This is a genomic window from Novosphingobium sp., from assembly GCF_025351285.1.
Taxonomy (GTDB): Bacteria; Pseudomonadota; Alphaproteobacteria; order Sphingomonadales; family Sphingomonadaceae; genus Novosphingobium.
This window is the reverse complement of sequence record NZ_JANXWG010000038.1, coordinates 29,646-52,944: the sequence shown is the minus strand read 5'-3', so window position 1 is coordinate 52,944 and position 23,299 is coordinate 29,646. Positions and strand designations below refer to the sequence as shown.

Annotated in this window: 23 protein-coding genes and 1 pseudogene; 6 read left to right on the top strand and 18 right to left on the bottom strand. The window is 64.7% G+C overall.

The features are described 5' to 3' along the window. Nucleotide 1: 1 nt before the first annotated feature. From Q0R16_RS04615 to Q0R16_RS04590, 6 genes are all read right to left on the bottom strand, one after another. A complete protein-coding gene (locus Q0R16_RS04615; protein WP_295632623.1) occupies nt 2-466 on the bottom strand; it encodes a DUF2721 domain-containing protein in 465 nt (154 codons plus the stop codon). Then, entirely contained in the window at nt 463-1,272 is an 810-nt protein-coding gene (locus Q0R16_RS04610; protein WP_295632620.1) for a class I mannose-6-phosphate isomerase, read from the bottom strand. Before Q0R16_RS04610 ends, Q0R16_RS04615 begins: the two co-directional genes overlap by 4 nt. Next, nucleotides 1,273-2,343: a sugar phosphate nucleotidyltransferase gene (locus tag Q0R16_RS04605; protein WP_295632616.1), complete on the bottom strand. Its 1,071-nt coding sequence runs from the start codon at nt 2,341-2,343 to the stop codon at nt 1,273-1,275. Then, entirely contained in the window at nt 2,340-3,650 is a 1,311-nt protein-coding gene (locus Q0R16_RS04600) for a glycoside hydrolase family 130 protein (protein ID WP_295632613.1), read from the bottom strand. Before Q0R16_RS04600 ends, Q0R16_RS04605 begins: the two co-directional genes overlap by 4 nt. Next, entirely contained in the window at nt 3,637-6,060 is a 2,424-nt protein-coding gene (locus Q0R16_RS04595) for a glycosyltransferase family 4 protein (RefSeq protein ID WP_295632610.1), read from the bottom strand. The genes Q0R16_RS04600 and Q0R16_RS04595 overlap by 14 nt, the downstream gene beginning before the upstream one ends. Nucleotides 6,061-6,212: 152 nt before the next feature. After that, nucleotides 6,213-7,010 (bottom strand): energy transducer TonB, encoded by a 798-nt coding sequence (locus tag Q0R16_RS04590; protein ID WP_295632606.1) that lies wholly within the window; start codon nt 7,008-7,010, stop codon nt 6,213-6,215. Nucleotides 7,011-7,201: 191 nt separating this feature from the next. Between Q0R16_RS04590 and Q0R16_RS04585 the strand changes: the two genes are divergently transcribed. Next, on the top strand, nt 7,202-7,546 hold the full coding sequence (locus Q0R16_RS04585) for a response regulator (protein ID WP_295632603.1): 345 nt from the start codon (nt 7,202-7,204) through the stop codon (nt 7,544-7,546). A 29-nt stretch (nt 7,547-7,575) separates the two neighbouring features. Here Q0R16_RS04585 and fdhD read toward each other — a convergent pair whose 3' ends face one another. From fdhD to Q0R16_RS04555, 6 genes are read right to left on the bottom strand one after another with little or no spacing between them, the layout of a single operon-like run. Beyond that, the gene (gene fdhD, locus Q0R16_RS04580) at nt 7,576-8,364 is read right to left on the bottom strand and encodes a formate dehydrogenase accessory sulfurtransferase FdhD (RefSeq protein WP_295632599.1); all 789 of its coding nucleotides are present in this window, start codon (nt 8,362-8,364) and stop codon (nt 7,576-7,578) included. Next, nucleotides 8,354-8,566: a formate dehydrogenase subunit delta gene (locus tag Q0R16_RS04575; RefSeq protein ID WP_295632596.1), complete on the bottom strand. Its 213-nt coding sequence runs from the start codon at nt 8,564-8,566 to the stop codon at nt 8,354-8,356. Before Q0R16_RS04575 ends, fdhD begins: the two co-directional genes overlap by 11 nt. Beyond that, nucleotides 8,563-11,409: a formate dehydrogenase subunit alpha gene (gene fdhF / locus Q0R16_RS04570; RefSeq protein ID WP_295632592.1), complete on the bottom strand. Its 2,847-nt coding sequence runs from the start codon at nt 11,407-11,409 to the stop codon at nt 8,563-8,565. Before fdhF ends, Q0R16_RS04575 begins: the two co-directional genes overlap by 4 nt. Then, nucleotides 11,399-11,944 (bottom strand): molybdenum cofactor guanylyltransferase, encoded by a 546-nt coding sequence (locus tag Q0R16_RS04565; RefSeq protein WP_295632589.1) that lies wholly within the window; start codon nt 11,942-11,944, stop codon nt 11,399-11,401. Before Q0R16_RS04565 ends, fdhF begins: the two co-directional genes overlap by 11 nt. Continuing rightward, on the bottom strand, nt 11,941-13,452 hold the full coding sequence (locus Q0R16_RS04560; protein ID WP_295632720.1) for an NADH-ubiquinone oxidoreductase-F iron-sulfur binding region domain-containing protein: 1,512 nt from the start codon (nt 13,450-13,452) through the stop codon (nt 11,941-11,943). Before Q0R16_RS04560 ends, Q0R16_RS04565 begins: the two co-directional genes overlap by 4 nt. A 17-nt stretch (nt 13,453-13,469) precedes the next feature. Then, nucleotides 13,470-13,895, bottom strand: a complete 426-nt coding sequence (locus Q0R16_RS04555; RefSeq protein ID WP_295632586.1) for an NAD(P)H-dependent oxidoreductase subunit E — start codon at nt 13,893-13,895, stop codon at nt 13,470-13,472. Between the two features lie 162 nt (nt 13,896-14,057). On the opposite strand from Q0R16_RS04555, the gene Q0R16_RS04550 reads away from it, so the two are divergent. Further along, nucleotides 14,058-14,339, top strand: a complete 282-nt coding sequence (locus tag Q0R16_RS04550; RefSeq protein ID WP_295632583.1) for a DUF427 domain-containing protein — start codon at nt 14,058-14,060, stop codon at nt 14,337-14,339. Between the two features lie 3 nt (nt 14,340-14,342). Here Q0R16_RS04550 and arsH read toward each other — a convergent pair. The 6 genes and pseudogenes from arsH to Q0R16_RS04520 form a co-directional block, all read right to left on the bottom strand. Then, nucleotides 14,343-15,076: pseudogene (gene arsH / locus Q0R16_RS04545) on the bottom strand (arsenical resistance protein ArsH). Further along, nucleotides 15,073-15,741: an MIP/aquaporin family protein gene (locus Q0R16_RS04540; protein WP_295632580.1), complete on the bottom strand. Its 669-nt coding sequence runs from the start codon at nt 15,739-15,741 to the stop codon at nt 15,073-15,075. The pseudogene arsH and the gene Q0R16_RS04540 overlap by 4 nt, the downstream one beginning before the upstream one ends. After that, nucleotides 15,738-16,172 (bottom strand): arsenate reductase (glutaredoxin), encoded by a 435-nt coding sequence (gene arsC / locus Q0R16_RS04535; RefSeq protein ID WP_295632575.1) that lies wholly within the window; start codon nt 16,170-16,172, stop codon nt 15,738-15,740. Before arsC ends, Q0R16_RS04540 begins: the two co-directional genes overlap by 4 nt. 13 nt (nt 16,173-16,185) lie before the next feature. Next, the gene (locus Q0R16_RS04530) at nt 16,186-16,530 is read right to left on the bottom strand and encodes a metalloregulator ArsR/SmtB family transcription factor (RefSeq protein WP_295632572.1); all 345 of its coding nucleotides are present in this window, start codon (nt 16,528-16,530) and stop codon (nt 16,186-16,188) included. 89 nt (nt 16,531-16,619) lie between these two features. Next, nucleotides 16,620-17,975, bottom strand: a complete 1,356-nt coding sequence (locus Q0R16_RS04525; protein WP_295632569.1) for a M28 family peptidase — start codon at nt 17,973-17,975, stop codon at nt 16,620-16,622. An 81-nt stretch (nt 17,976-18,056) separates the two neighbouring features. Continuing rightward, on the bottom strand, nt 18,057-18,695 hold the full coding sequence (locus Q0R16_RS04520; protein WP_295632566.1) for a glutathione S-transferase family protein: 639 nt from the start codon (nt 18,693-18,695) through the stop codon (nt 18,057-18,059). An 87-nt stretch (nt 18,696-18,782) separates the two neighbouring features. Here Q0R16_RS04520 and Q0R16_RS04515 point away from each other — a divergent pair, with 87 nt between their 5' ends. The 4 genes from Q0R16_RS04515 to Q0R16_RS04500 all read left to right on the top strand — a co-directional run bounded on the left by Q0R16_RS04515 (nt 18,783) and on the right by Q0R16_RS04500 (nt 23,295). Then, a complete protein-coding gene (locus Q0R16_RS04515) occupies nt 18,783-19,583 on the top strand; it encodes a dienelactone hydrolase family protein (RefSeq protein WP_295632563.1) in 801 nt (266 codons plus the stop codon). A gap of 97 nt (nt 19,584-19,680) precedes the next feature. Continuing rightward, a complete protein-coding gene (ettA, locus tag Q0R16_RS04510; RefSeq protein WP_295632560.1) occupies nt 19,681-21,354 on the top strand; it encodes an energy-dependent translational throttle protein EttA in 1,674 nt (557 codons plus the stop codon). Nucleotides 21,355-21,533: 179 nt separating this feature from the next. After that, on the top strand, nt 21,534-22,523 hold the full coding sequence (locus Q0R16_RS04505; RefSeq protein ID WP_295632557.1) for an RcnB family protein: 990 nt from the start codon (nt 21,534-21,536) through the stop codon (nt 22,521-22,523). A 91-nt stretch (nt 22,524-22,614) separates the two neighbouring features. Continuing rightward, on the top strand, nt 22,615-23,295 hold the full coding sequence (locus Q0R16_RS04500; RefSeq protein WP_295632554.1) for a 2OG-Fe(II) oxygenase: 681 nt from the start codon (nt 22,615-22,617) through the stop codon (nt 23,293-23,295). Nucleotides 23,296-23,299: the final 4 nt, after the last annotated feature.

Below are 23,299 nucleotides of genomic sequence, written 5' to 3'. Positions count from 1 at the left end.
CCTATAGGTCGCGGCGTTCGAGTTCCAGCAAGTCGCGCGGCAGGCGCAGCGATCGGTGCACGATCCGCGTTTCGAGCAGCAAGTGCACCAGCGCCACCATCAGCAGCAGAATGGCGACGAAGAACAGCGTCCCCACCGTCAGCCGGAATTCGGCGCCACCCACTTCGCCCAGGAACAGCGCGCCGACGGTCAGCCCGATCGCCAGACCGCTCATCACCAGCAGCAGCAAGGCGCGCCCGATCAGCGCAATACGCGCGTCAACATGGCGCAATTCGATCACCACCACATCGTGTTCCGCGCCGGTGGTCTCGCGGTAAAGCTTCTGCAAATGCCGCGACCGATCGACCACCCGGCCCAGCCGCGTCGTCAGGATATTCATGATGTTGCCGATCGCCACGAGCACGAACACCGGCGCCAGCGCGAGCTGGATCGTCTGCGCAATCATCGGCGTGGGCGGCGGGCTCATGCCGCGGGCCTTGCGATCACCAACAGCGCTTCGGTCGGGATCGAAACTTTCGCAAGCGAATCCGCTATTGCGCACTGGCCCGGAATGACCTGCGCGCCGTCGACTTCAACTGCTCCGCGACGCGGGATGACGAGCAATGCACCGGAATATTCGGCCATCAGCACCGCATCGGCCGGCCCATCGAGCCGATGCGCGGTAAAATACTTGCCGCGCGCCAGCTCGACCATGCCGCGATCCGGGATGTGCTTGCGCAAGCCCGGATCGTGCGGCTCGCCCCTGGCCACCGCGATACCGCGCGTCAGGTGCAATTCGCGCGGCCGGCCATAATCGTAGAGCCGATAGGTGATGTCGCTGGTCTGCTGGATTTCGATCAGGCTGACCCCCGCGCCGATCGCGTGGATCGTGCCCGCCGGAATATAGAAGAAGTCGCCCGGCTCGACCGGAAACCACACCAGCAAGTCCTCGATCGACCCGTCCAACGCTGCGGCGCGCATCGCCTCGGCGCCGATCGGCTCACGAAATCCTACGCCCAGCGTCGCACCGGGTTCGGCCGCGATCACCAGCCAGCATTCTTCCTTGCCGCCGTCGCTCTCGCCGAAGTCGGCGGCCTGTGCGTCGGTCGGATGGACCTGGACCGACAGCTTCTCGCTGGTGAAGAGGTACTTGACCAACACGCTCGGCAGCGCCGGCGGCGGTTCGAACCAGATCTCGCCGATCCGCACTCCCCCTGGCGAAACGAAAGGCGCAGGCAGATGGTCCACACCCCACGGCTTTGCCACTTCGCGGACCGGCAACACAGCGCTCACTTACTGGTTCGCCGCGCCCGAAAGCTTGCCGACCAGTTGTGCGCCTTCGCGCGTAGTGACCAGCACTTCGTCGCCATCGACCACCACGATCAGGTTGCTGGCGCCGATCACCGACACGCGCGGGCCATCGGTGTGGACCAGCACATTGGTGCAATCGCGCAGTTCCACCGTGCCGCGCACCGCGTTCGACGCCTCGTCGCGCACCTGCGCATCGTGCAGCGCCTGCCAGTTGCCGATGTCTGACCACGCCATTGCCGCCGGCACCATCGCCGCATGCGTGGTGATTTCCATCACCGCGTAATCGACCGATTCGCTTTCGACTTCGGCGAACGCCTCGGGATCGGGATGGAACCGCCGCCCATCCATGTGTCCGCGCTCGACCGACAGCCGGACCGCTTCAGCCAGCCCGGGACGATGCGCCTTGAGTTCATCGAGAAACGTGCCCGCCCGGAACGCGAAGATACCGCCGTTCCACGAATAGCCCCCGTCGTCGAGAAAGGCCTGCGCGCGCGCCGCATCGGGCTTCTCGACAAACGCCGCCACCCCGAATCCGCCGCTGCCTTCGATCGCCGCACCCCGCCTGAGATAGCCGAAGCCGGTCTCGGGCGCGGTCGCCGCGATGCCGAAGGCGACCAGCCAGCCTTGCGCGGCCAGTCCGGCGGCTTCGCGCGCAGCCGCCTGGAACGCAGCCACATCGCCGATGTGGTGATCGCTCGGGCAGACCAGCATCACCGTGTCGGCCGGCAAGCGGTGCGCGGCCAGTGCGATCGCCGCCGCCGTATTGCGCGCGATCGGCTCGACGATCACTTGCGCCGTGGCCAGGTCGGGCAATTGTGCCTCGACATGCTCAAGGTGAGCCACGCCTGTCACGACCACCGGCGGGCCGAAGCCGGCCGCGGGCGGGCAGCGCAGCACGGTTGCCTCGAACAGCGTTTCGTCGCCCACCAGCGGCAGGAACGGCTTGGGCTTGGCCTTGCGTGAACGCGGCCACAACCGCGTGCCGCTGCCGCCGCACAAGATGACGGGGGTGATCGTGCTCGGTGCCATCTCGTTCCCGTTCGCTATTGTCATGCGTCCATCATCGCCATCAGGTCTGCGACGGTCGTCGTCGCAAAACCGACCGCGCTGTCCGAAATCCCGTACGGGATCAGGATGCGGTCCGCGATCGGCAACACTCCGCACGTGTAGATCACGTTGGGCACGTAACCAAAGCGATCTGCATCCACAGCGGTCAGCACCGGTTCGCTCGACCGCGCGAGGACCTTCGACGGGTCATCGCGATCGAGCAGCGCACAGCCCAGCGCATACTTGCGCATCGCGCCTACGCCGTGCGTGAACATCAACCAGCCATGATCGGTCAGGATCGGGCTACCGCAATTGCCGATCTGGATGAATTCCCACGGAAATTTGGGCTCCATCAGCAGCACGCCGTCATCGTCCCAGCAATCGAGCCGGTCAGACCGCAGCAGGAACAGATTCTTCCCATCCTGCCGACCGACCATAACGTATTGCCCGTCGATCTTCTGCGGAAACAGCGCCATGCCCTTGTTCCGACCGGCCCGGCCCTGCACCGGTTCAAGCGTGAAATTGCGAAAATCGCGCGTGCGCAGCAATTCGGAGCGGATCGAGCTGCCCGAATAGGCGGTATAGGTGCCGATCCATTCGTAATCCCTGCGACCATGCTTGCCCTTGCCATGATCGAACCGCACCAGCCGCAAGTCTTCCAGGCCGTTGCGCTGCTGTTCGGTGATCGGAAAGATCACGCTGTTCGAAATCGTGCTGTCAGGGTGGCAATGGATCTTCACGATACCCCCCTCATCAATTTTGGGCGGATCGTCGAGCGTATCGGCATCGGGCAGCACCGATGTGGCGAACGAAGACTGCGGCCACAGCGCAAAGCTGCCATCGGTATGCGCGATCCCTTCGCGAAACACGATCGAGCTGATGTGCCCTTCACCCACTGCGCGCAGGCTCATCACAAAGCGCACCGAGCCACCGCTCATCCCGCTTTGGTCGGGGTGTGGCACGATGCTCGGGTTCATCAAAGCGGCGGCAGCGTACGTATATTCGTGGCAGAAATATGCGCCGATCAACCGCTTTCGCGGCAGCGATACCGCACTTCCAAGCTTGCCCAGCGCGTGTTCCACTTCGACGAAGCGCTGGTCGAACATTGCCTCGATCTGCCAGTGCCGATCATCGAAATCCTGGAGCACGCGGTCCAACTCAATATCCACCGCCTCGTCCGACAGCGCGGTTATATCGGCCACCAGCTTGGCCGCGCGCGAATTGTCTGCGTTGGTTGCCTGCCATCCCAGGTGGAATGGTCGCAGCACGACGCGCGACGGATCGGCATGAAGCCGCTCGTCAAGAATGCGCAAGGTTGGATGCGGCTCCCGGTCGTGGGACGGCTGCACTACCTGGTCGACTGACGGACGCACCGGTGGTTTCAGGATTCCAACTTCGGCCAGCAAGCTCTGGTTCTCCGGTAGGATTTTGCCCGCATCGGGTGAGCCGCTGCATCGCATAGTGAGCGAGTTGCAGTGCCAGAATTGACTCGGCGCCGCAATTCTCGTTCGCGCCTTGCGGGTTGATCCCGTCGCGGCACCGCCCGCTGACGATATCGCCAAGCACCACACCGCGATCGTTGGCGCCGAAATACCAGCGATAAGCCGCTTCGGCATGGTCGAGCCACACAGGCTCTGCGGTTTCCTGCCACGCCACGGCCGCCGCATCGATGGCGGCCCAGGCTTCGAGTGGCTGCTGATCGAACGGCAGGCTTTCGTATTTCCTGTGGAAACTTTCCGATCCGATTGCCCGGAAATGGCCGCTCGAAGACCGTTGCTGGCTGGCGATGAACACCAGGCTTTCAAGCCCGGCTGCCCGCCAGTCGCTGCGGCCGGTGATCCGCGCCGCCTCGATCAGCGCCTGCGACAGCCTGGGATTGTCGTAAGCCAGCACCGCCTCGAACCACGCCCAATCGGGCCGCCGCGCCGTGGCCAGCAGCGTGCAGAGCATGGCGCCCCCGCGATCGATGATCCCGCGCGCTTCGGCATGGCTCGGATCGAACCGCAGCACTTCGGTCGCGCCCAGCATCATGAAGGCCACGGCGCGCGGCGATTCCATCTGCGCCAGCGCCGGGACGGTCCGGTTGAACCAGTCGAGCGCCCAAGCGCGCAGCCCCGCTTCGGGCGCATGAGTCACGGCATGGCTGAGCGCCCACAGCGTGCGACCGTTGCTATCTTCCGAGCCCACATCCTCGCACCAGCTACGATCGAATGCCATGAAGTTGCGGAACCGCCCGAGGTCGGGGTTCCAGGCGTGCTGGATGAACGAGGCGAACACCATCGACCAGCGCGCCCGCTCGGCCACGGGCACCATATCGGCCACACCCATCAGCATCAGCGCGCGGACATTGTCATCGAGGCAATAGCCATGGCGCCGATCGGGCACGATGCCGATCGCATGCTGGAACATGCCGGTCGAATCACACATCGCCAGAAACCCGCCGAAGCCGGGGCTGGCCTTCGCCGAGCCCGTCTGCATCGCACGCGCAGTGGGGATAACGCTCTCGATCAACGCCGCCGATGCATCGGCAAACCGCGGCCACACCGTTTCGCGGCCACGGGCATAGGCGCGCTTCTGCATGGCCACCAGCGCCGCCGGATCATCGAGCAGAGCATTGACCGCGTCCGCGATCGCTTCGGCAGATCGCGTTTCGACCAGCGCGCCCACGCCATCGGCCAGCAATTCGCAAGCGTGCACATAAGGCGTGGAAATCACCGCCTTGCCCAGCGCCACCGCATAGCTCAGCGTGCCCGAGGTTGACTGCTGCAAGTTGGGATACGGCGTGAGGTAGATGTCGCAGGCTTCGAGCTGGTCGAGCAATTCGGACACCTCGAGAAAGCGATTTTCCCACACGATGTTGCCCGCCACGCCCAGTTCCCGGGCTTGCGCGATCAGCCGGTCGCGGTAGGCTTCTCCTTCAAGAGCCAGCAGGTTGGGGTGCGTTGCACCAACGATACGGTAGACCACGTCGGGATGCTTGGCGACCACCGCCGGCAGCGCCGAGATCACGGTTTCCAGCCCCTTGCCGGGGTTGAGCAGCCCGAATGTCATCAGCACCTTGTGGCCCGTCAGACCCGCCGCCGCCCTGAACGCCTCGCCCCGGCCGAACGGTCGATCGGGCGCGCCGTGGTCGATCACCACGATGCGTTCGCCATCGAGGTGGTACAGCCGCTTCAACAATGCGGCCGCGTGCTGCGACATGACCATGACTCGGCGCGCACGCTCGATCAGGCGTTCGAGAATGGCGCGCTGTTTGGGCGAAGGTTCGGACAGCACCGTGTGCAGCGTGACGATCAACGGCGCCGCGATGCGATCGACCAGATCGAGCACCATGTCGCCTTGCTCACCGCCGAAAATGCCGTATTCGTGTTGCAGCCACACCGCATCGACCGCATCCTGGTTGATGACCCGCGCAGTCGCGCAATAGTCTTCACCCTCACCCGGGCGAATGACCGAACGCGCCGCAGGGTAGCTATGCGAATCATTGGCGCCGTCGACAACATGGAGATCGACCGCAAAATCTGGGTGATAAGTGGCAAGCTGTTCGTAGATATCGGTCGTGAACGTGGCGATGCCGCACTTGCGTGGTCGAAATCCGCCAATCAGCGCGACGCGGCGCTTTGGCCGTTGCGTGGCACGTTCGCGAACGAACAATTCGACAACTTCGCCCGAATCGGTCGTTTCGCGCATCCTGTTGCTGGCAGAGGCTTCGTTCAGTGGCATCGAAGGCATCCCATCTCGGCCCGTCTCGGCGCGACGTTACAAGATGAAAACGCGGCTGGCGGGATTCGGTTTCGCTGCATTGCAACACAAACAGCCGATTGCCCGATCGGTTCGGCTTACGAAGGCGGCGCTTTGGCGCACAGCTTTGTTTTTCAGCGATTTAGCTTGCCAGGCTCGCCCGGCTTGAACCAGGCCTGCCTCCAGCCGAAAGTCGACCCGATGGGCTGGCCGGCAGAATTCGTCGCTGGCCGGAAGCGGAAGCGCAGCGTCGCTAGGCGGCACGTGACGGCGTCGGCGTCGGGATCGACGCTGGGCCGCAGCACCCGGCACCCGCCCACCCGGCCGTCAGCCTGAACGGTCAGCACCAGGGTCACGCTGCTGCCCAAGCGCCTGCCGTCGCGATCGGGCGGATAATCGCGAGTGGAATTGATGTCGCCAGACAATTTTACCGCCTTTTCGGCCGCGCCGCCGCCTGCTCCGTTGCCGCCGGCGCCACTACCGCTCCCACTCCCTGCGCCGCCTGCGCCCATGCCGATGCCGGTCACTGCCGCTCCAGACATGGTTGCCGAACCCGATGATGTGGCCTGAGCACTGGTAACGCGCGGCGCGATGTCAATCACACGTTTGGGCACCACATGTGCGGTTGCCCTGGCCAGCCTCGCCGGCGGAGAGCTTGCCGCAGCAGGCTGCTTTTGTGCGGGCTTTGGCACCGGATGTACGGGCGTTGCAGGCACGTTGTACACCCGCAGCGCCGGGCTCGTGCCATTGGCATCGGCGGCCACCGATCCTCCCGCCAGGCCATGGAGGATCAGCCAGATGAGCAAGCCATGCAGCACCGCCACGGCCACGATTGCACGAGAACGGTCTGCTGCGGAATGCGCCGTCCGGTCGGAATAGCGGACCGGATCGGCTACGCCGCCCGCAATCGATCCGGAGTTGAACGCAAACATGCCTTCAATTACCCCGGTCGATCAAGGCGGGGCAAGCACGCTGCGCAAGTTGCAGAAATATCGATGAAGTGATCCGTTGCCGCGCCAAAGCGAGTGGAACGTTTGCGAACTTGCAGCTATGGTTCCCGGGCAGCGTTGCGGGCAAATGTCCGAACGCATGTATTCGGCGACGGGCCGGCTAAGGACGGGTCATGCGCATACTTGTGGTCGAAGACGAGCCGCTTCTGGCGATGCTGATGGAAGAAAGCCTCGAAGATCTCGGTCACGAAATGGTCGGCGTTGCGGCTACGGTGGCGCAGGCCGAGGCAATCCTCGATGGCCATATCGTCGATGCCGCGTTCCTGGATTTTTCGCTCGCCGATGACGCAACTTCGGTGCCGGTGGCCGAACGGCTGCGGCGCGAAGGCAAGCCGTTCTACTACGTCAGCGGCTACAATTCGATCGCACCCAATGAAAATACGCCCGAAGCACCGCTTCTGTCCAAACCGTTCAGCCTGAGCGCGCTCAAGGATGCCCTGGACGCCATGGCCGCCTGACCGGCAGGCCTAACCACCCCACCACAACGTTACGCCGGCTGATCGAGAAAGCTGTCGTTTCGCAACAAGCTGACCAGCCGCAAGCCGTGTTCCCGCGCCGCATCGAGCGCCAGCGTCGATGCGGCAGAGACCGTCGCGAGCACTGGCACGCCCGCCAGAACCGCCTTTTGCACCAATTCGAACGAGCAGCGCGCGCTCAGCAGCACGAAACCCTGCGCCGGGATCGTGCCATCCCGGGCGAGCGCGCCGATCAGCTTGTCGAACGCATTGTGGCGGCCGACATCCTCGCGAACCGTCACGATCGTGCCATCGGCGCGGCAGAACGCGGCGGCGTGTGCGGCGCCCGTGGCTAGTCCGAGCGGCTGACGATCGCGCAAGGCCGCACCCGCCGCAAACAGCGCAGCGTCCGATACGTCGAAGACCGTCGTCACACGCGGTAACGGGCGCAAGACCTGATCCAGGCTTTCGATCCCGCACAAGCCGCAACTGCCCTCGGTCAGGCGCAACCGCGCGCGTTCGACCAGCGGCGCTGCACAATCGGATGTCAGCGCGACTCGCAGCAACCAGCCGCGTGTCAGTTCGCTCGCCTCGGACGATTCGAATTGCTCGGGCGTTTCGATCAACTGCTCCGAAAGGCAGAAACCCAGCGCAAAATCATCGAAATCGGCCGGCGTAGCCATCATCACCGCGTAAGCCAGGCCATTGATTTCGATCGCTACAGCCGCTTCGACGATCGTGGTCCGCTCGATCGCGCGGGGCGCCTGGCCTTGCGCAAACCGTTCGATCAGCCGCGCGGGCAACGCGCCGTCAACCGGCATCCGCGTCCAGTTGGATCATCGCCGCACGCGCCACCGGGCCAAGCCGATCGAGCGCCTCGCTGGCCAGTGTGCGCTGCATCGCGGGCGTCCAGAAACTGTGGATGTGCTCGGCGGTGGCGGCTACCGGGTCGTTGGTCAGCGCCAGGTTGGTGGCGATCTGGTTAGCCATGTAGGCGAGCCGTTCAGGCGTGCCCACGCTCATTCGGCGGGGACCGGATCGGCAATGCGTCGCGACCGCGTGCTCAGCGCCTCGTACCCTTCCTGCCACTCGCTCGGCCCGTTCGAGGGGGTGATCTGCACCGCGGTCACCTTGTATTCGGGGCAGTTGGTGGCCCAGTCGGAAAACTCGGTGGTGACCACGTTGGCCTGCGTCGCGGGGTGGTGGAAGGTGGTATAGACCACGCCCGGCGCCACCCGATCGGTGACGGTCGCGCGCAAGGTGGTCTCGCCCGACCGGCTGGCCAGCCGCACCCAGTCTCCCGATTTCAGCCCGCGGTTTTCGGCATCCGACGGGTGAATTTCGAGCAGGTCCTCCTCGTGCCACACCACGTTGGCAGTCCGCCGGGTCTGCGCGCCGACGTTGTATTGCGACAGGATACGCCCGGTAGTCAGCAGCAGCGGGAAGCGCGGGCCGGTGCGTTCGTCGGTCGGTACGTAATCGGTCACCACGAACTTGCCTTTTCCGCGCACGAAGCCGTCGATGTGCATGATCGGGCTGCCATCGGGGGCGGCTTCGTTCACCGGCCATTGCAGCGAGCCCTGAGAAGCGAGCCGCGCGAAGTTCACGCCTGCAAAACTCGGGGTCAGCCGCGCAATTTCATCCATGATTTCCGACGGATGCGCATAATTCCAGTCGAGCCCCATCGCCCGCGCGAGTTCCTGGGTGACTTCCCAGTCTTCGTAGCCATTCAGCGGCTCCATCACCTTGCGCACCGGCTGGATGCGGCGTTCGGCGTTGGTGAAGGTGCCGTTCTTCTCCAGGAAGGTGCTTCCCGGCAAGAAGACGTGGGCGTAACTAGCGGTTTCGTTGAGGAACAGGTCGTGGACGATCACGCATTCCATCGCGGCAAGGCCGGCCGAGACGTGCTTCGTGTCGGGATCGGACTGGAGAATATCCTCGCCCTGGATGTAGATCGCCTTGAAGGTGCCGTCGGTGGCGGCATCGAGCATGTTGGGGATGCGCAAGCCGGGTTCGGGATCGATCGGCACGCCCCAAGCCGCCTCGAACAGCGCGCGCGCGTCAGGGTCCGAGACGTGGCGATACCCTGAGAGTTCGTGCGGGAAGCTGCCCATGTCGCACGCGCCCTGAACATTGTTCTGCCCACGCAAGGGGTTAACCCCCACGCCGCGCCGGCCAATGTTGCCGGTGGCCATCGCGAGATTTGCGATCGCCATGACGGTGGAACTGCCCTGGCTGTGTTCGGTGACGCCAAGGCCATAGTAGATCGCGCCGTTTCCACCCGTCGCAAACAGGCGGGCGGCGGCGCGGAGATCGGCCGCCGGAACGCCTGTCACGGGTTCCAGCGCTTCGGGCGAATTGCGGTCCTGACCGACGAATTCGGCCCAGTGCGCATATTCGTCCCAGTCGCAGCGTTCGCGTATGAACGCTTCGTCGGCCAAGCATTCGGTCACGATCACGTGCGCCATCGCGCTCAGCACCGCGACATTGGTTCCGGGGCGCAGCGGCAAGTGGTAAGCGGCTTCGATGTGCGGGCTCTTGACCAGATCGATCCGGCGCGGGTCGATCACGATCAATTTGGCACCCTGGCGCAAGCGGCGCTTCATCCGGCTGGCAAAAACCGGGTGCCCGTCGGTCGGGTTGGCGCCGATCACCAGCATGACGTCGGCGTCCATCACGCTATCGAAGTCCTGCGTGCCCGCGCTGGTGCCGAATGTGGTCTTCAAGCCATAGCCGGTGGGTGAGTGACAAACCCGCGCGCAGGTGTCGACATTGTTGTTGCCAAAGCCGGCGCGAACCAGCTTCTGGACGAGGAAAGTTTCCTCGTTAGTGCAGCGGCTGGAGGTGATCCCGCCTAATGCGTTGCGGCCATATCTGGCGGAAATGCGCTTAAGTTCGCTGGCGGTGTGCGACAGCGCCTCGTCCCACGACACTTCGCGCCACGGTTCATCGATCGAGCTGCGGATCATCGGCGAGAGCACGCGCTCCTGGTGCTGTGCATAGCCCCAGGCGAAGCGGCCCTTGACGCAACTGTGCCCGCGGTTGGCCTTGCCGTCTTTCCACGGCACCATCCGTACCACTTGCTCGCCCCGCATTTCCGCGCGGAATGTGCAGCCGACGCCGCAATAGGCGCAAGTCGTCACCACCGCGCGTTCGGGCTTGCCGATCTCCTTGACCGCCTTTTCCTGCAAGGTGGCGGTCGGGCAAGCCTGGACGCAGGCCCCGCACGAGACGCATTCCGAGCCGAGGAAATTGTCGCTGGCCAGTCCGGCCGAGACCTTCGAGGCAAATCCGCGCCCTTCGATCGTCAGCGCAAACGTCCCCTGCACTTCATCGCAAGCGCGGACGCAGCGCGAACAGGCGATGCATTTGCTCGGGTCGAAATCGAAGTAAGGGTTCGAAGCATCCAAGCTGGAACCGAGGTGGTTCGCCCCTGCATAGCCATAGCGCACATCGCGCAAGCCCACCGCCGCTGCCTGGTCCTGCAATTCGCAATCGTTGTTGGCGCTGCAAGTCAGGCAATCGAGCGGATGGTCCGAGATGTAGAGCTCCATCACCCCCTTGCGCAGCTTCTGCAAACGGGGCGTCTGGGTTTTCACCGCCATGCCTTCGGCGACTGGCGTGGTGCACGATGCCGGGGTGCCACGCATCCCCTCGATCTCGACCAGGCACAGTCGGCACGATCCGAACGCCGCCAGGTTGTCGCTGGCGCAAAGCCTGGGGATCGAACCGCCCGCCTCGCTGGCGGCGCGCATCACGCTGGTGCCGGCGGGCACGGTGACCGCGCGGCCGTCGATCGTCAGCGAGATCGTGGTGTCCGAAACGACCAGGGGTGTGCCGAAATCGGCTTGCGGTTCATAGCCCATCGCGTTGCTCCACGGCGGCGAGGTCGGCCCCCAACAGGTCTTCCGGTGTGTTGATGTTAGCAGGATCGCGCGCAAGTTGCACCGGCCGCGCGCCGATTGCCTCGGCAAAGGCGCGCATCGAGTGCCGCCCCTCGCCCGCCAGCAACGCGTCGAGCGTGCGCGCGGCGCTGGCCGGCCACAGTCCGATCACCGGCTGGCTGGCGACATAAGCGGGCGCAGGTTCGAGCGCATCGCGCATGGCGGAATCGATCCCCAGGCTGTCGACCGAGCACGACAGCACCGCGTCGTAGCCGAGCGCATCCGCATGGTGCAGCGCCGCCGCCAGCCCACCCAGCGGCCCCATCCCGGCACGCGGCCGATCGGGCAGAACCGCTGCCGGCGCGATGGTCCGGCCCACCACCACCACCGCGTCGCACAATCCTTCGAGCGCCGCGACCGCGCGCTCGATCAGCGTGCGGCAGTCAAGCATTGCCAAGGCCTTGTCGCTACCGAACCGGGTTGACTGGCCGCCTGCAAGAACCGCACCCAAAATCATCTCGCGCCGAAATCTTCTGGCCAATTGCGCAGCGCACTCAGCACCGGATAGGGCGTGAATCCGCCCAGCGCGCACAGTGAACCGAACTTCATCGTCTCGCACAGATCCTCAAGCAGCGTGACCTGCTCGGCCACGGTCCGCTTCGCCTTCGCTGCGTTGTGCATCTGCGGCAGCACCTCGACTGCATCGGCCTTGCGCCCGGCACGCTCGCGGATTGCATCGACCAGTTCCACCCCGCGCACCGCGCCGATCCGGCACGGCGTGCACTTGCCGCAGCTTTCGGCCGCACAGAATGCGAAGGCAAAGCGCGCCTGCGCACCCATGTCGGCGCTGTCGTCGAACACCGTCAACCCGGCGTGACCGATCAGCCCGTCGGCCTCGCCGAAGGCCTCGTAGTCGAACGGCAGGCCGAAGTCGGACGGCGGATGATAAGCGCCCAATGGCCCGCCCACTTGCACCGCCTTGACCGGACGCCCGCTGGCGGTGCCGCCGCCCACATCGTTGACCAGTTCGCCCAGAGTGATCCCGAAACCGGCTTCGAACAGCCCCCCGTGGCGGACATTGCCTGCGATCTGGATCGGCATCGTCCCGCGCGAACGCCCGAATCCGATCGCGGCATAGCCTTCCGCGCCATGCGCCATGATCCACGGCACCGAGGCCAGGGTCAGTACGTTGTTGATCACCGTCGGTCGCCCGAACAGGCCCGCAATCGCCGGCAGCGGCGGCTTGGCGCGAACTTCGCCGCGCTTTCCCTCAAGGCTGTTGAGCAGCGAGGTCTCCTCGCCGCACACATAAGCCCCCGCGCCCACGCGCACTTCGATTGCGAAAGGCGCGATGTGGCGCTTTGCCAGCGCGATCGCGGCCTGCATCTTGGCGATCGCGTGGGGATATTCGCTGCGGATATAGACGAAGCCCTTGGCCGCCCCCACCGCATGGCCGGCGATCGCCATGCCCTCGACCAGCAGGAACGGATCGCCCTCCATGACCATCCGGTCGGCAAAAGTGCCCGAATCGCCCTCGTCTGCATTGCACACGATGTACTTGGTATCACCGGTAGTTTCAGCCACCGTGCGCCACTTGATCCCCGCCGGAAAACCCGCCCCGCCGCGCCCGCGCAAGCCCGAGCCGATCACTTGCGCAACCACATCCTCCGGCGCCATCGCGTGGGCCGCATCGAGCCCGGCCCAGCCGCCATGCGCGGCGTAATCGTCAAGGTTCAGCGGCCGGGTCTTGCCCGCGCGCGCGAAAATCAGCCGTTGCTGCCGCGCGAGGAATGGATGGTCTGCCACCGGCCCGATGGCCTTGTCGCTGGTTCCGGCCAGCACCGCCGCAACATCCTCAGGCTCAAGCGGGCCGAAGCCCTTGCCGTCGATCTCGGCCAGCGGTTCAAGCCAGTGCATGCCCCAGCTCGACACCCGCTCGACCGTTGCGCCTGCCGCCACGAAAGCCGCCGCAACCGCGTCCGCCCCGCAGGCAAGCGCCAGCGCATCATCGGAAATCCGCACCATAACGCTTACCGGCAGGCTCAATGCGCCTGCTCCACCAGCGCAGCGAACTTGCGCGCATCGAGCCGCGCATAAGGCCGGTCACCCACCAGCGCATTCGGCCCGACGCTGCACAGGCCCAGGCAATAAACCGTCTCGATCACCACGCGGTTCTGATCCGGCAGCGAAGCCGCCAGTGCATCGGCCCCGCGCGCCTGGCAGGCCTCGGCCCGGCACAGCTTGATGACCGGACGCGGATCGGGTGCATCGCGGAAATCGTGGTAGAAACTGACCACGCCATGCACTTCGGCGCGGCTGAGGTTGAGCGCCTTGGCCACCGCGCGGATCGCGTCTTCGCTGATATGGCCGAACGCCGCTTGCACCGCATGAAGCATCGGCAGCAGGTTGCCGCCGGGCTCATCCGGTCGGCCAGAACGAGCGGCGATGATGGCGTCGATTTGGTCCACCGCGCCGGATTAGCCCCGCGCCCTGCCCATAGCAACACACACGAATTTTCCGATAGGCCTATGCTATTTGCCGATGCCGATCGAACCGATCGACTGCCCTTGCGCCCGGGTTGACGCGCGCCGGGCTTCCCCCGAAGCTCGACAGCCAAAAGGAGACGCATGATGGTCGAAGCAAAATGGAATGGTGCAGTGATCGCCAGCAGCGCCGATACCGTGGTGGTCGAGGGCAATCACTATTTCCCGGCGGAATCGGTGGATGCGGCGATGCTGCGGCCCAGCGACAAGACCACCTCATGCCCGTGGAAAGGCACTGCGCATTATCATAGCCTCGAAGTCGGCGGCGAAGTGAACCGCGATGCCGCCTGGTTCTATCCCGAACCAAAGTCGGCAGCAGCGCAAATCAAGGGCCGGATCGCGTTCTGGAAAGGCGTGCAGGTCGTTTGACGGTTACGCAAGCCGCGCCACTTCCACCGGCGTCGACACTGGCTCATCGCGGTCCTTGCGTTCGGAATAGCGATCGACCAGTTGCTCGGCGTGCGGGCGGAGCAGGACGGTGAAGCGCACCAGTTCCTCCATCACGTCGACGATGCGATCGTAATAGGCGGACGGCTTCATTCGCCCGGCTTCATCGAATTCGTCGTAGGCCTTGGCCACGCTCGATTGGTTGGGGATGGTGACCATCCGCATCCAACGGCCGAGCAGCCGCAAGCTGTTGACGCTGTTGAACGACTGCGAACCAGCGCTCACCTGCATCACCGCCAGCGTGCGTCCCTGCGTGGGGCGCAAGCCACGGTAGGCAAGCGGCAGGTGGTCGATCTGAGCCTTGATGACCCCAGTGATCTGGCCGTGCCGTTCGGGGCTGCACCATACCTGGCCGTCGGCCGCAGCGAGTGCTCGCGCAGTTCTGCCACGGCGGGGTGGTCGTCGTCGGCGATCTGGTCGGGCAGCGGCAGGTCCGACGGATCGAAGATGCGGGTTCCGGCGCCGAAGTACTGCAACAGCCGGGCCGCTTCCTCGACCACGAGGCGCGAATAAGAGCGGGTGCGCAACGAACCGTACAGCAGCAGGATGCGCGGGGGCGGAAGCAGTTCTCCAAGGCCCAGCGCCGGGCGGGCATGGGCGTATTCGGGGCGCAGCGCGGGTAGTTGAGCTGGATCTGGCAAGTGGCGAAGGCGATTCATGCGGACGGCTCCGGATGGCTGTCGAACAACGCCTTGCCCGCCCAGTGCGCCAGCAGCGCGCCTGCCATCTGCGCGGCGATGAAGCCGGGTACATCGGCGGGCGCGATTCCGGCGAAGGTATCGCTCAGTGAGCGCGCCACCGTGATCGCCGGATTGGCGAAGCTGGTCGACGAAGTGAACCAGTAAGCGGCGGTGATGTAGAGCGCGACGCTGGCAGGAACGCGTGCCGGTGCCATGCGGGCGGTGCCGATGATCGTCAGCAGCAGGCCGAAGGTGGCCACGCCCTCACCCGCCCATTGGCCCAGGCCGGTGCGCGAATGGGTCGAGAATTCGAGGATGGGCAGGTCGAACATCAGGTGTGCGGTCCACACGCCGAGAATGCCGCCGACGAGTTGCGCGGTGACATGGCCGAGCGCGGCCGGGGTATCGATCTCTCCGCGCAGGCGCATCACCATCGTTACCACCGGGTTGAAATGCGCTCCGGAAATCGCACCCAGCATCGTGATCAGCACGAACAGCATCGCGCCTGTCGCCAGCGTGTTGCCGATCAGCGCCACCGCCACGTTGCCGCCCGACAGCCGCTCGCCCATCACGCCCAAACCGATCACGCAAGCGAACAGCAGGAAGCTGCCCAGCGCTTCGGCCCACATCGCGCGATGGTTCATGCGGGGGCGACTCGCTGGCCATCGGCGGTGATCACCTGCTCGCCGTCTTCCTTGGCGAAGGCGCCCTGCTGCGCGGCGGGGATCAGATCGAGCACCAGTTCGGACGGGCGGCACAGCTTCACGCCCAGCGGCGAGACCACCAGGGGGCGGTTGATGAGGATCGGGTGCTCCATCATCGCGTCGATCAGTTGCGCGTCGGTCAAATCGGCACTGCCGAGGCAGAGTTCCGCGTATGGCGTGCCCTTTTCGCGCAGCAGGTTGCGTGGCGTCATGCCGGCGCGCGCGATCAGGCTTTCGAGCAGCGCGCGCGAGGGCGGGGTCTTGAGGTATTCGACCACGTGCGGTTCGATCCCGGCGTTGCGGATCATCGCCAGCGTGTTGCGCGACGTGCCGCACTTGGGATTGTGATAGACGGTGATATCGGTGGTCATTGGGGCGGTTTCCTCAAGCTTTGCAATCGAGTCCGGTAAGCAGATCGGCGCACATCTCGGGCGCGCCGTTGCAGCAATCCTGCAGCAAAAAGCCGAGCAGGCGGCGCATTCCGGCAAAATCGGTGCGGTAATGGATCGTGCGGCTCTCGCGCTCGGACAGGACAAGACCTGCGCGTTCTAGCGTGGCGAGATGGTGCGACATCGTAGAGGGCGGCACCGCTGCCCGCTCTGCAATGGCGCCCGCGATCAGGCCATCGGGGCCGGCCTGCACCAGCATGCGGAACACCACCAGCCGCGTTTCATGCGCGAGCGCGCCAAGCGCATCGACGGCCCATATTTGGAGATCGGAATCGGACACACGCGCAACCTTTCGACGCGGCTCGAAATATCGATCGGCGCTCCTGCGTCAATCTATATTTCGAGTACCGTCGAATTATGGCGCCGAGCCTACTTTGCCGAGGTCACCGGCGCGATGCTGGGCGCGTTGGCCACCACCCTCAGCACGGCCGCCCAGGCATCGACATTCTGCGCCAGTTGCGCGGGGTCGATCTTGTCGAGCGTATCGTCCGGCGTGTGGTGCAAATCGAAGTAGCGGGTACCGTCCTGCGCCATGTCGATCACGGCCAAGTGCTGCGCGGCGATGATCGGCTCGACGTCGGTGCCGCCCTGGGCCACATCGACCGAGGCGACGATGCCCATCGGGTTGAGCGCGGCGATCACCGCATCGGCCGTGGCCTTATCGGCGGGGGCAAGGTTGATCCGCGCCTTCCACACCCGGTCGGCACCGAAGTCGCTTTCCATCGCCAGCGCGTGGGGTTCGGCGGCGTGCGCCTTGGCATATGCCGCGCCGCCGAAACCGCCGAGTTCCTCGCTGCCTGCCCACAGTACGCGGATCGTGCGCAAAGGTTTGCCACCCGCTTGTGCCTTCAACGCGGCGGCGGTGACGATCGCGCAGCCCGCGGCGTTGTCGATCGCGCCGGTCGCCAGATCCCACGAATCGAGGTGGCAGCCGACCAGCACCGGTGGCAGTTTCGGATCGCGGCCGGGCAATTCGCCGATCACGTTGCCCGAAGGCAGCCCGTCCTGCGTATGCCCTGTCAGCGTCAGCGTCAGCCGCAGCGGCTTGCCCAGCCTGACGGTGCGCGCGATCAGGTCGGCATCGGGATTGCTCAGCGCGCCGGCCGGGATCGGGGTGACGCCCGCCGCCCAGTTGGTGGCGCCGGTGTGCGGATCGCGGTTGTGATCGGTGCCGGCCGAGCGGATCACCACGCCCACCGCGCCCTTGCTGGCGGCGATCGACGGGCCAACACGGCGCACCTGGCCGTATGGGCCATAGCCCGAACCGTCCTGGTTGGCGCGCATGGCGTGGTCGATGAAGGCGATCTTGCCCGCGAGCGAACCGGCAGGCGCGGCCTTGAGATCGTTGAGCGTGTGGAAATAGACCACTTCAGCCTCGATTCCGGCATCGGGCGTGGTGCCGCTGTAGCCGAGCGCGGCCACGGCCAGGTGCTGCGGCACCGGCGCGGTGAGCATGGCGGCATCGGTGCCGCGGACGTAGCCCCGAATCGAAAACGGCTCGATCGCGACGTTGACGAAGCCCAGCTTCTCCAGCCGCGCCTTGCCCCAATCGCGCGCCGCCGCTTCGCGCGGGGAGCCGGCGAGGCGCTGGCCGATCTCGGTGGTCAGTCCCGAGACGATGTCCCAGGCCACATCGCCCCCCATGTTCCTGGCGGCATCCTCGGCATGGGCAGCGGCGGGGATCAGGGCGGAGAGCGCGGCAAGCGCAAGCAGTTTGTTTCGCATGAAACCGTGCCTATCGGCGGGGAGCCGGTCGGGCAAGGCCTTCGTCACCCCCGATCGCGGTGGGGGTGACGAAGGGTTTCGTTACTTCAACAGTGGCGCCATCCCGGGCTCTGCCTTGGCCATCGCGCGCTGATACGCAGGTCGCGCGCCGATGCGGGCGAGATAGGCCTGGATGTTCGGGAATGCGTCGAGCGTGGAATCGCGGAAAGCGCGGCTGGTGGTCAGGCAGTAGACCATCATGATGTCTGCCAGCGTCAGGTGCCGGCCGCCGAAGAACTCCGCTTCGCCCAGCCGCTGTTCGATCATCGCCCAGCCCTTGGTCGAACGGTCGGTAACGAAGCCTGTGGCGAAACCGCCTTCGTCCTTGGTCATCGACAGCACCAGTTGCATCATCAGCGTGGCCATGAACGTGCCGTTCGACCAGTGGAACCAGAACAGGTGATCGGCAAAATCGGCATCGTCGACCGGCGGTGTGAGCTTGCCCTGGCCGTACTTCATGTTGATGTAGTCACAGATCGCGCCACTTTCGCCGAGCACGAAATCGCCATCGGTGATGACCGGCGCGATGCCCATCGGGTGGAGCGCCTTGTAGTCATCAGGCGCGAGGCGGTTGTCGGCGCGGCGTTCATAGCGTTTGAAGGTGTATTCCAACCCGAGTTCCTCGCACAGCCAGACGATACGTTCCGACTGCGAGATGCCAAGGTGGTGGACGGTAAGCATGGGCGAATCCTCTCCTGATTTCGGGCAACGCTAGACGCGGGGCTGCGATTGCGCCAGCTTGAGTGTGGGTCGGCATGGGGAACAGGAATGACGGACACGAGCGTATCGAACGTGCTGGCAAGCTATGAACGGTTTGCGTTCACTGACGGGCCGTGGACGCGCAACGTCTATCGCAAGGGCACCGGTCCGGCGGTGATCGTGATGCACGAAATGCCCAATCTGCACCCGCAAGTCGTGCGCTTTGCCGATCGGATCGTCGAGGCGGGGATGACGGTTTATCTCCCCAGCCTGTTCGGGACCGATGGCCGGGTGCCGTCCAAGGCTTATGCGCTCGGCCAGATGCTCCTGGGCATTTGCGTGCGGCGCGAATTCAACGTCTGGGCCAACGGCCGGTCCAGCCCGATCGTCGACTGGCTGCGCGCGCTTGCCAGGAAAGCCCATGCCGATTGCGGCGGGCGCGGCGTGGGCGCAGTTGGGATGTGCTTCACCGGCGGATTTGCGCTGGCGATGATGACCGAACCCGCGGTGGTAGCACCGGTGCTGTCGCAACCGTCCTTGCCGCTGGGCAAGAAGGGGCGCGGCATGATCGACAGCAGCGCGGCAGAAATCGCCTGCGCCAAGGCGCGCTTCGAGACCGAGGACCTGTCGATGATGGGACTGCGCTTCACCAGCGACAAGTTCGTTCCCGACGAACGCTTCGCGATGCTGAAGGACACTTTCGGCGATCGCTTCGAGGCGGTGGAACTGACCGACGATGATGCCAGTACCGAAGCGCCGATGGACCCGCATTCGGTGCTGACCTTCCACCTGATCGATGAACCGGGCTCGGTGACGAAGTCGGTCGAGGAAACGGTGATCGCGTTCTTCAAGGAACGGACGGCGGGTTAGAGCCTCCGCTACCCCCGCTTGCGAGCCGCCGTCCGCCCCTGTATGAGCGCGTCGAACCAAAACTCCTCCCCGCTCCAACGATCCCGTAAGGACGCCGATGGCCGCCCAGTACGCCTATGTCATGAAGAACATGACCAAGACCTTCCCCGGTGCGCCCAAGCCGGTGTTGAGCAACATCAGCCTGCAATTCTACCAGGGCGCCAAAATCGGCATCGTCGGGCCCAACGGCGCGGGCAAATCCACGCTGATCAAGATCATGGCCGGGATCGACAAGGATTACACCGGTGAAGCCTGGCCGGGCGAGTACATCACCGTCGGCTATCTCGAGCAGGAACCGCAGCTCGACAACAGCAAGACCGTGCTGGAAAACGTCAAGGACGGCGCGCGCGAAACCGCCGACATGGTCGACCGCTTCAACCAGATCGGCATCGAGATGGGCGAGGATGACGCCGACTTCGACGCGCTCGGCACCGAGATGGCCGAACTGCAGGACAAGATCGACGCGGTCGATGGCTGGACGCTCGACAACCAGCTCGAAATCGCGATGGAAGCGCTGCGCTGCCCGCCGGGCGACTGGGCGGTCGACAACCTTTCGGGCGGTGAAAAACGCCGCATCGCGCTCACCCGGCTGCTGATCCAGAAGCCGGGCATCCTGCTGCTCGACGAACCGACCAACCACCTCGATGCCGAAAGCGTCAACTGGCTGGAAAACCACCTGAAAGAATACGCCGGCGCGGTGCTGATGATCACCCACGATCGCTATTTCCTGGACAATGTCGTCGGCTGGATTCTCGAACTCGATCGCGGCAAATACTTCCCTTACGAGGGCAATTATTCGACTTACCTGGAGGCCAAGGGCAAGCGGCTGGAGCAGGAAGAGCGCGAGGACACCAGCAAGCAGAAGGCGATCAAGGACGAACTCGACTGGATTCGCGCGGGCACCAAGGGCCGCCAGACCAAGAGCAAGGCGCGGATCAAGGCGTTCGACCAACTGGTGCAATCGTCCGAAAGCCGCATCGTCAACAAGGCGCAGATCGTCATCCAGGTGCCCGAACGGCTGGGCGGCAAGGTGATCGAGGCCAAGAACCTGTCGAAGGCTTATGGCGACAAGTTGCTGTTCGAGAACCTGTCGTTCCTGCTGCCGCCGGGCGGCATCGTCGGGGTGATCGGGCCGAACGGCGCGGGCAAATCCACGCTGTTCAAGCTGATCACCGGGCAGGAAACCCCCGACGAAGGCACGATCGAGATCGGCCAGACCGTCCGGCTGGGCTATGTCGACCAGAGCCGCGATCACCTGACCCCCACCAACAACGTGTGGCAGGAAATCTCGGACGGGCTCGATTACATGAAGGTCAACAAGCAGGACATGAGCACGCGCGCTTATGTCGGCGCGTTCAACTTCAAGGGCCAGGATCAGCAGAAGAACGTCGGCAAGCTGTCGGGCGGCGAACGCAACCGCGTGCATATCGCCAAGATGCTGAAGACCGGCGGCAACGTGCTGCTGCTCGACGAACCGACCAACGATCTCGACGTCGAAACGCTGCGCGCATTGGAAGAGGCGATCGAGAACTTCGCCGGCTGCGCGGTGGTGATCAGCCACGATCGCTTCTTCCTCGATCGCCTCGCCACGCACATCCTGGCATTCGAGGGCGACAGCCACGTCGAATGGTTCGAAGGCAACTTCGAGGCCTATGAAGAAGACAAGCGCCGCCGTCTGGGCGATGCGGCGGATCGGCCGACGCGATTGGCATACAAGAAGCTGACGCGATAGGATAACTCCGGCCCGGAACCAGCTTGTGCAGGCCGACGTTGACCCGAAGCACGTTCAGACAAGTCGCGACGAATATGAACAGGAGGCCTTACAACCCGTTCAGTATCGTGTCAGCGCGACTCGCCTACATCGGTTTCAACGAGGCCGCCCCTTGCGGCACGAGCGAATGGAGAACGGCGATGTCCGGCACGACTATTCTGAAAACTTCCGCCCTGATGGCGCTGGCAGCCGCCACGGTTGCGCTGCCGAGCATCGCCCATGCGCAGGATGCCGGGCACGAGCGCGGTGACCGCGGCGAGCAACGTGGTGGTGGTGGTGGCGGCGGCTCCAACCGCGAACGCACCCCGGAAATGGTGCGGCCGCAGGCCGAGCAGGTGCAGCGCCAACAGCAGATGCCGCAGCAGATGCAGCGTCAGCAACAGTACCAGGCCCAAGTCCAGGCCCAGCAGCAAGCGCAGGCCCAAGGTCAGGCGCAGCGTGGTTGGCAAGGTCGCTGGCAGGGCCAGAATCAGGGTCAGAGTCAGGGCCAGACCGAGGCTCGGCCGCAAGGTGTGCCGCAGGCCGTTCCGCAGCCCGGAACCGGTTGGCAGGGCCGCTATCAGGGCCAGGCCCAGGCTCCGCAAGCCGTTCCCGTCCAGCGCGAAAGGGCCGAACGCGGCGCGGATGGCCGCAATTGGCAGGGTGGACAGTACCAGGGCCGCAACCAGGGTTATGTCGATGGGCAGCGCAACCGCGCTTACGGTGGCGACCGGCGCGAAGGATATCGCGACGGCAACCGTGGCCAGTATCAGGGCCATTACGGTAGCCAGTACCAGGGCAACCAGTATCGCGGAACCCAGTACAACCGCGGGCAGAACCAGGCATGGAACAACGGTTGGCGGCGGGACCAGCGCTACAACTGGCAGGGTTATCGCAGCCAAAACCGCGACATCTTCCGCGGCGGCCGGTACTATGCGCCTTATAACGGCTATTCGTACCGCCAGTTGGGCATAGGGTTCTTCCTCGATCAGGCGTTCTTCGGTGAAAACTACTGGATCGGCGATCCCGGTTACTACCGCCTGCCCCCGGCATCGGGTCCGTATCGCTGGGTGCGCTACTACGATGACGTGCTGCTGGTGAACGTCTATACCGGCGAAGTGGTCGACGAGATCCACGACTTCTTCTGGTAAGCGACAACGCCAAGACCACGCTGAGGCCTCCGCCCGCAAGGACGGGGGCCTCTTGCTCAGAATACGCGATTGCGGCATGAACCTTGTAGCCATGCTCCGAGCCAAACGCTTCAAAAAGGTCGACAACAGCGATGCCCCCGCGCTGCAGCGGTTGGGCCACGAAGTGCGCGCGCGGTTGGCCGATGATCCGTCGGTCTATCGCCTGCCGGTCGACGATCTCGAAATCTACGGTGTCGGCGATTTCCTGTCGCCCACCCAGTGCGAGCGGTTGTGCCGGATGGTCGATTCGGTTGCCCGCCCCTCGCCCACGTACAACAACAACGAGGATGGCGGGCGCACCAGCTATTCGGGCGATGTCGATCCCACCGATCCGTTCATCCTGATGATCCAGCGCCGGATCGACGATTTGCTCGGCATCGAGCCTCAGCTTGGCGAGACGATCCAGGGCCAGCGCTATCAGGTCAGCCAGGAATTTCGCGCGCACTTCGATTTCTTCAATACCAACACCAGCTACTGGCCCGAAGAAACCACGCGCGGCGGGCAGCGGAGCTGGACCGCGATGGCGTATCTGAGCGCGGTCGAGGAAGGCGGATCGACCGACTTTCCGCGCCTGCCGCTATCGGTTCCCGCGCAGCCCGGCGCGCTGCTGGTGTGGAACAACATGAAGCCGGACGGCACGCCTAACTTGTCGAGCCTGCACGCCGGCACCCCGGTCAAGGCCGGTGTCAAATATGTGATGACCAAGTGGTATCGGTCGCGGCCTTGGGCTTGAACGG

What these genes read in the sequence shown, in the direction of transcription:
- Q0R16_RS04590 (WP_295632606.1), bottom strand. Translation starts at nt 7,010, where the DNA reads ATGTTTGCGTTCAACTCCGGATCGATTGCGGGCGGCGTAGCCGATCCG.
- Q0R16_RS04540 (WP_295632580.1), bottom strand. Translation starts at nt 15,741, where the DNA reads ATGAACCATCGCGCGATGTGGGCCGAAGCGCTGGGCAGCTTCCTGCTG.
- fdhD (WP_295632599.1), bottom strand. Translation starts at nt 8,364, where the DNA reads ATGCCGGTTGACGGCGCGTTGCCCGCGCGGCTGATCGAACGGTTTGCG.
- Q0R16_RS04605 (WP_295632616.1), bottom strand. Translation starts at nt 2,343, where the DNA reads ATGACAATAGCGAACGGGAACGAGATGGCACCGAGCACGATCACCCCC.
- Q0R16_RS04525 (WP_295632569.1), bottom strand. Translation starts at nt 17,975, where the DNA reads ATGCGAAACAAACTGCTTGCGCTTGCCGCGCTCTCCGCCCTGATCCCC.
- Q0R16_RS04575 (WP_295632596.1), bottom strand. Translation starts at nt 8,566, where the DNA reads ATGAGCGTGGGCACGCCTGAACGGCTCGCCTACATGGCTAACCAGATC.
- Q0R16_RS04515 (WP_295632563.1), top strand. Translation starts at nt 18,783, where the DNA reads ATGACGGACACGAGCGTATCGAACGTGCTGGCAAGCTATGAACGGTTT.
- fdhF (WP_295632592.1), bottom strand. Translation starts at nt 11,409, where the DNA reads ATGGGCTATGAACCGCAAGCCGATTTCGGCACACCCCTGGTCGTTTCG.
- Q0R16_RS04565 (WP_295632589.1), bottom strand. Translation starts at nt 11,944, where the DNA reads ATGATTTTGGGTGCGGTTCTTGCAGGCGGCCAGTCAACCCGGTTCGGT.
- arsC (WP_295632575.1), bottom strand. Translation starts at nt 16,172, where the DNA reads ATGACCACCGATATCACCGTCTATCACAATCCCAAGTGCGGCACGTCG.
- ettA (WP_295632560.1), top strand. Translation starts at nt 19,681, where the DNA reads ATGGCCGCCCAGTACGCCTATGTCATGAAGAACATGACCAAGACCTTC.
- Q0R16_RS04615 (WP_295632623.1), bottom strand. Translation starts at nt 466, where the DNA reads ATGAGCCCGCCGCCCACGCCGATGATTGCGCAGACGATCCAGCTCGCG.
- Q0R16_RS04560 (WP_295632720.1), bottom strand. Translation starts at nt 13,452, where the DNA reads ATGGTGCGGATTTCCGATGATGCGCTGGCGCTTGCCTGCGGGGCGGAC.
- Q0R16_RS04505 (WP_295632557.1), top strand. Translation starts at nt 21,534, where the DNA reads ATGTCCGGCACGACTATTCTGAAAACTTCCGCCCTGATGGCGCTGGCA.
- Q0R16_RS04585 (WP_295632603.1), top strand. Translation starts at nt 7,202, where the DNA reads ATGCGCATACTTGTGGTCGAAGACGAGCCGCTTCTGGCGATGCTGATG.
- Q0R16_RS04500 (WP_295632554.1), top strand. Translation starts at nt 22,615, where the DNA reads ATGCTCCGAGCCAAACGCTTCAAAAAGGTCGACAACAGCGATGCCCCC.
- Q0R16_RS04550 (WP_295632583.1), top strand. Translation starts at nt 14,058, where the DNA reads ATGGTCGAAGCAAAATGGAATGGTGCAGTGATCGCCAGCAGCGCCGAT.
- Q0R16_RS04520 (WP_295632566.1), bottom strand. Translation starts at nt 18,695, where the DNA reads ATGCTTACCGTCCACCACCTTGGCATCTCGCAGTCGGAACGTATCGTC.
- Q0R16_RS04595 (WP_295632610.1), bottom strand. Translation starts at nt 6,060, where the DNA reads ATGCCACTGAACGAAGCCTCTGCCAGCAACAGGATGCGCGAAACGACC.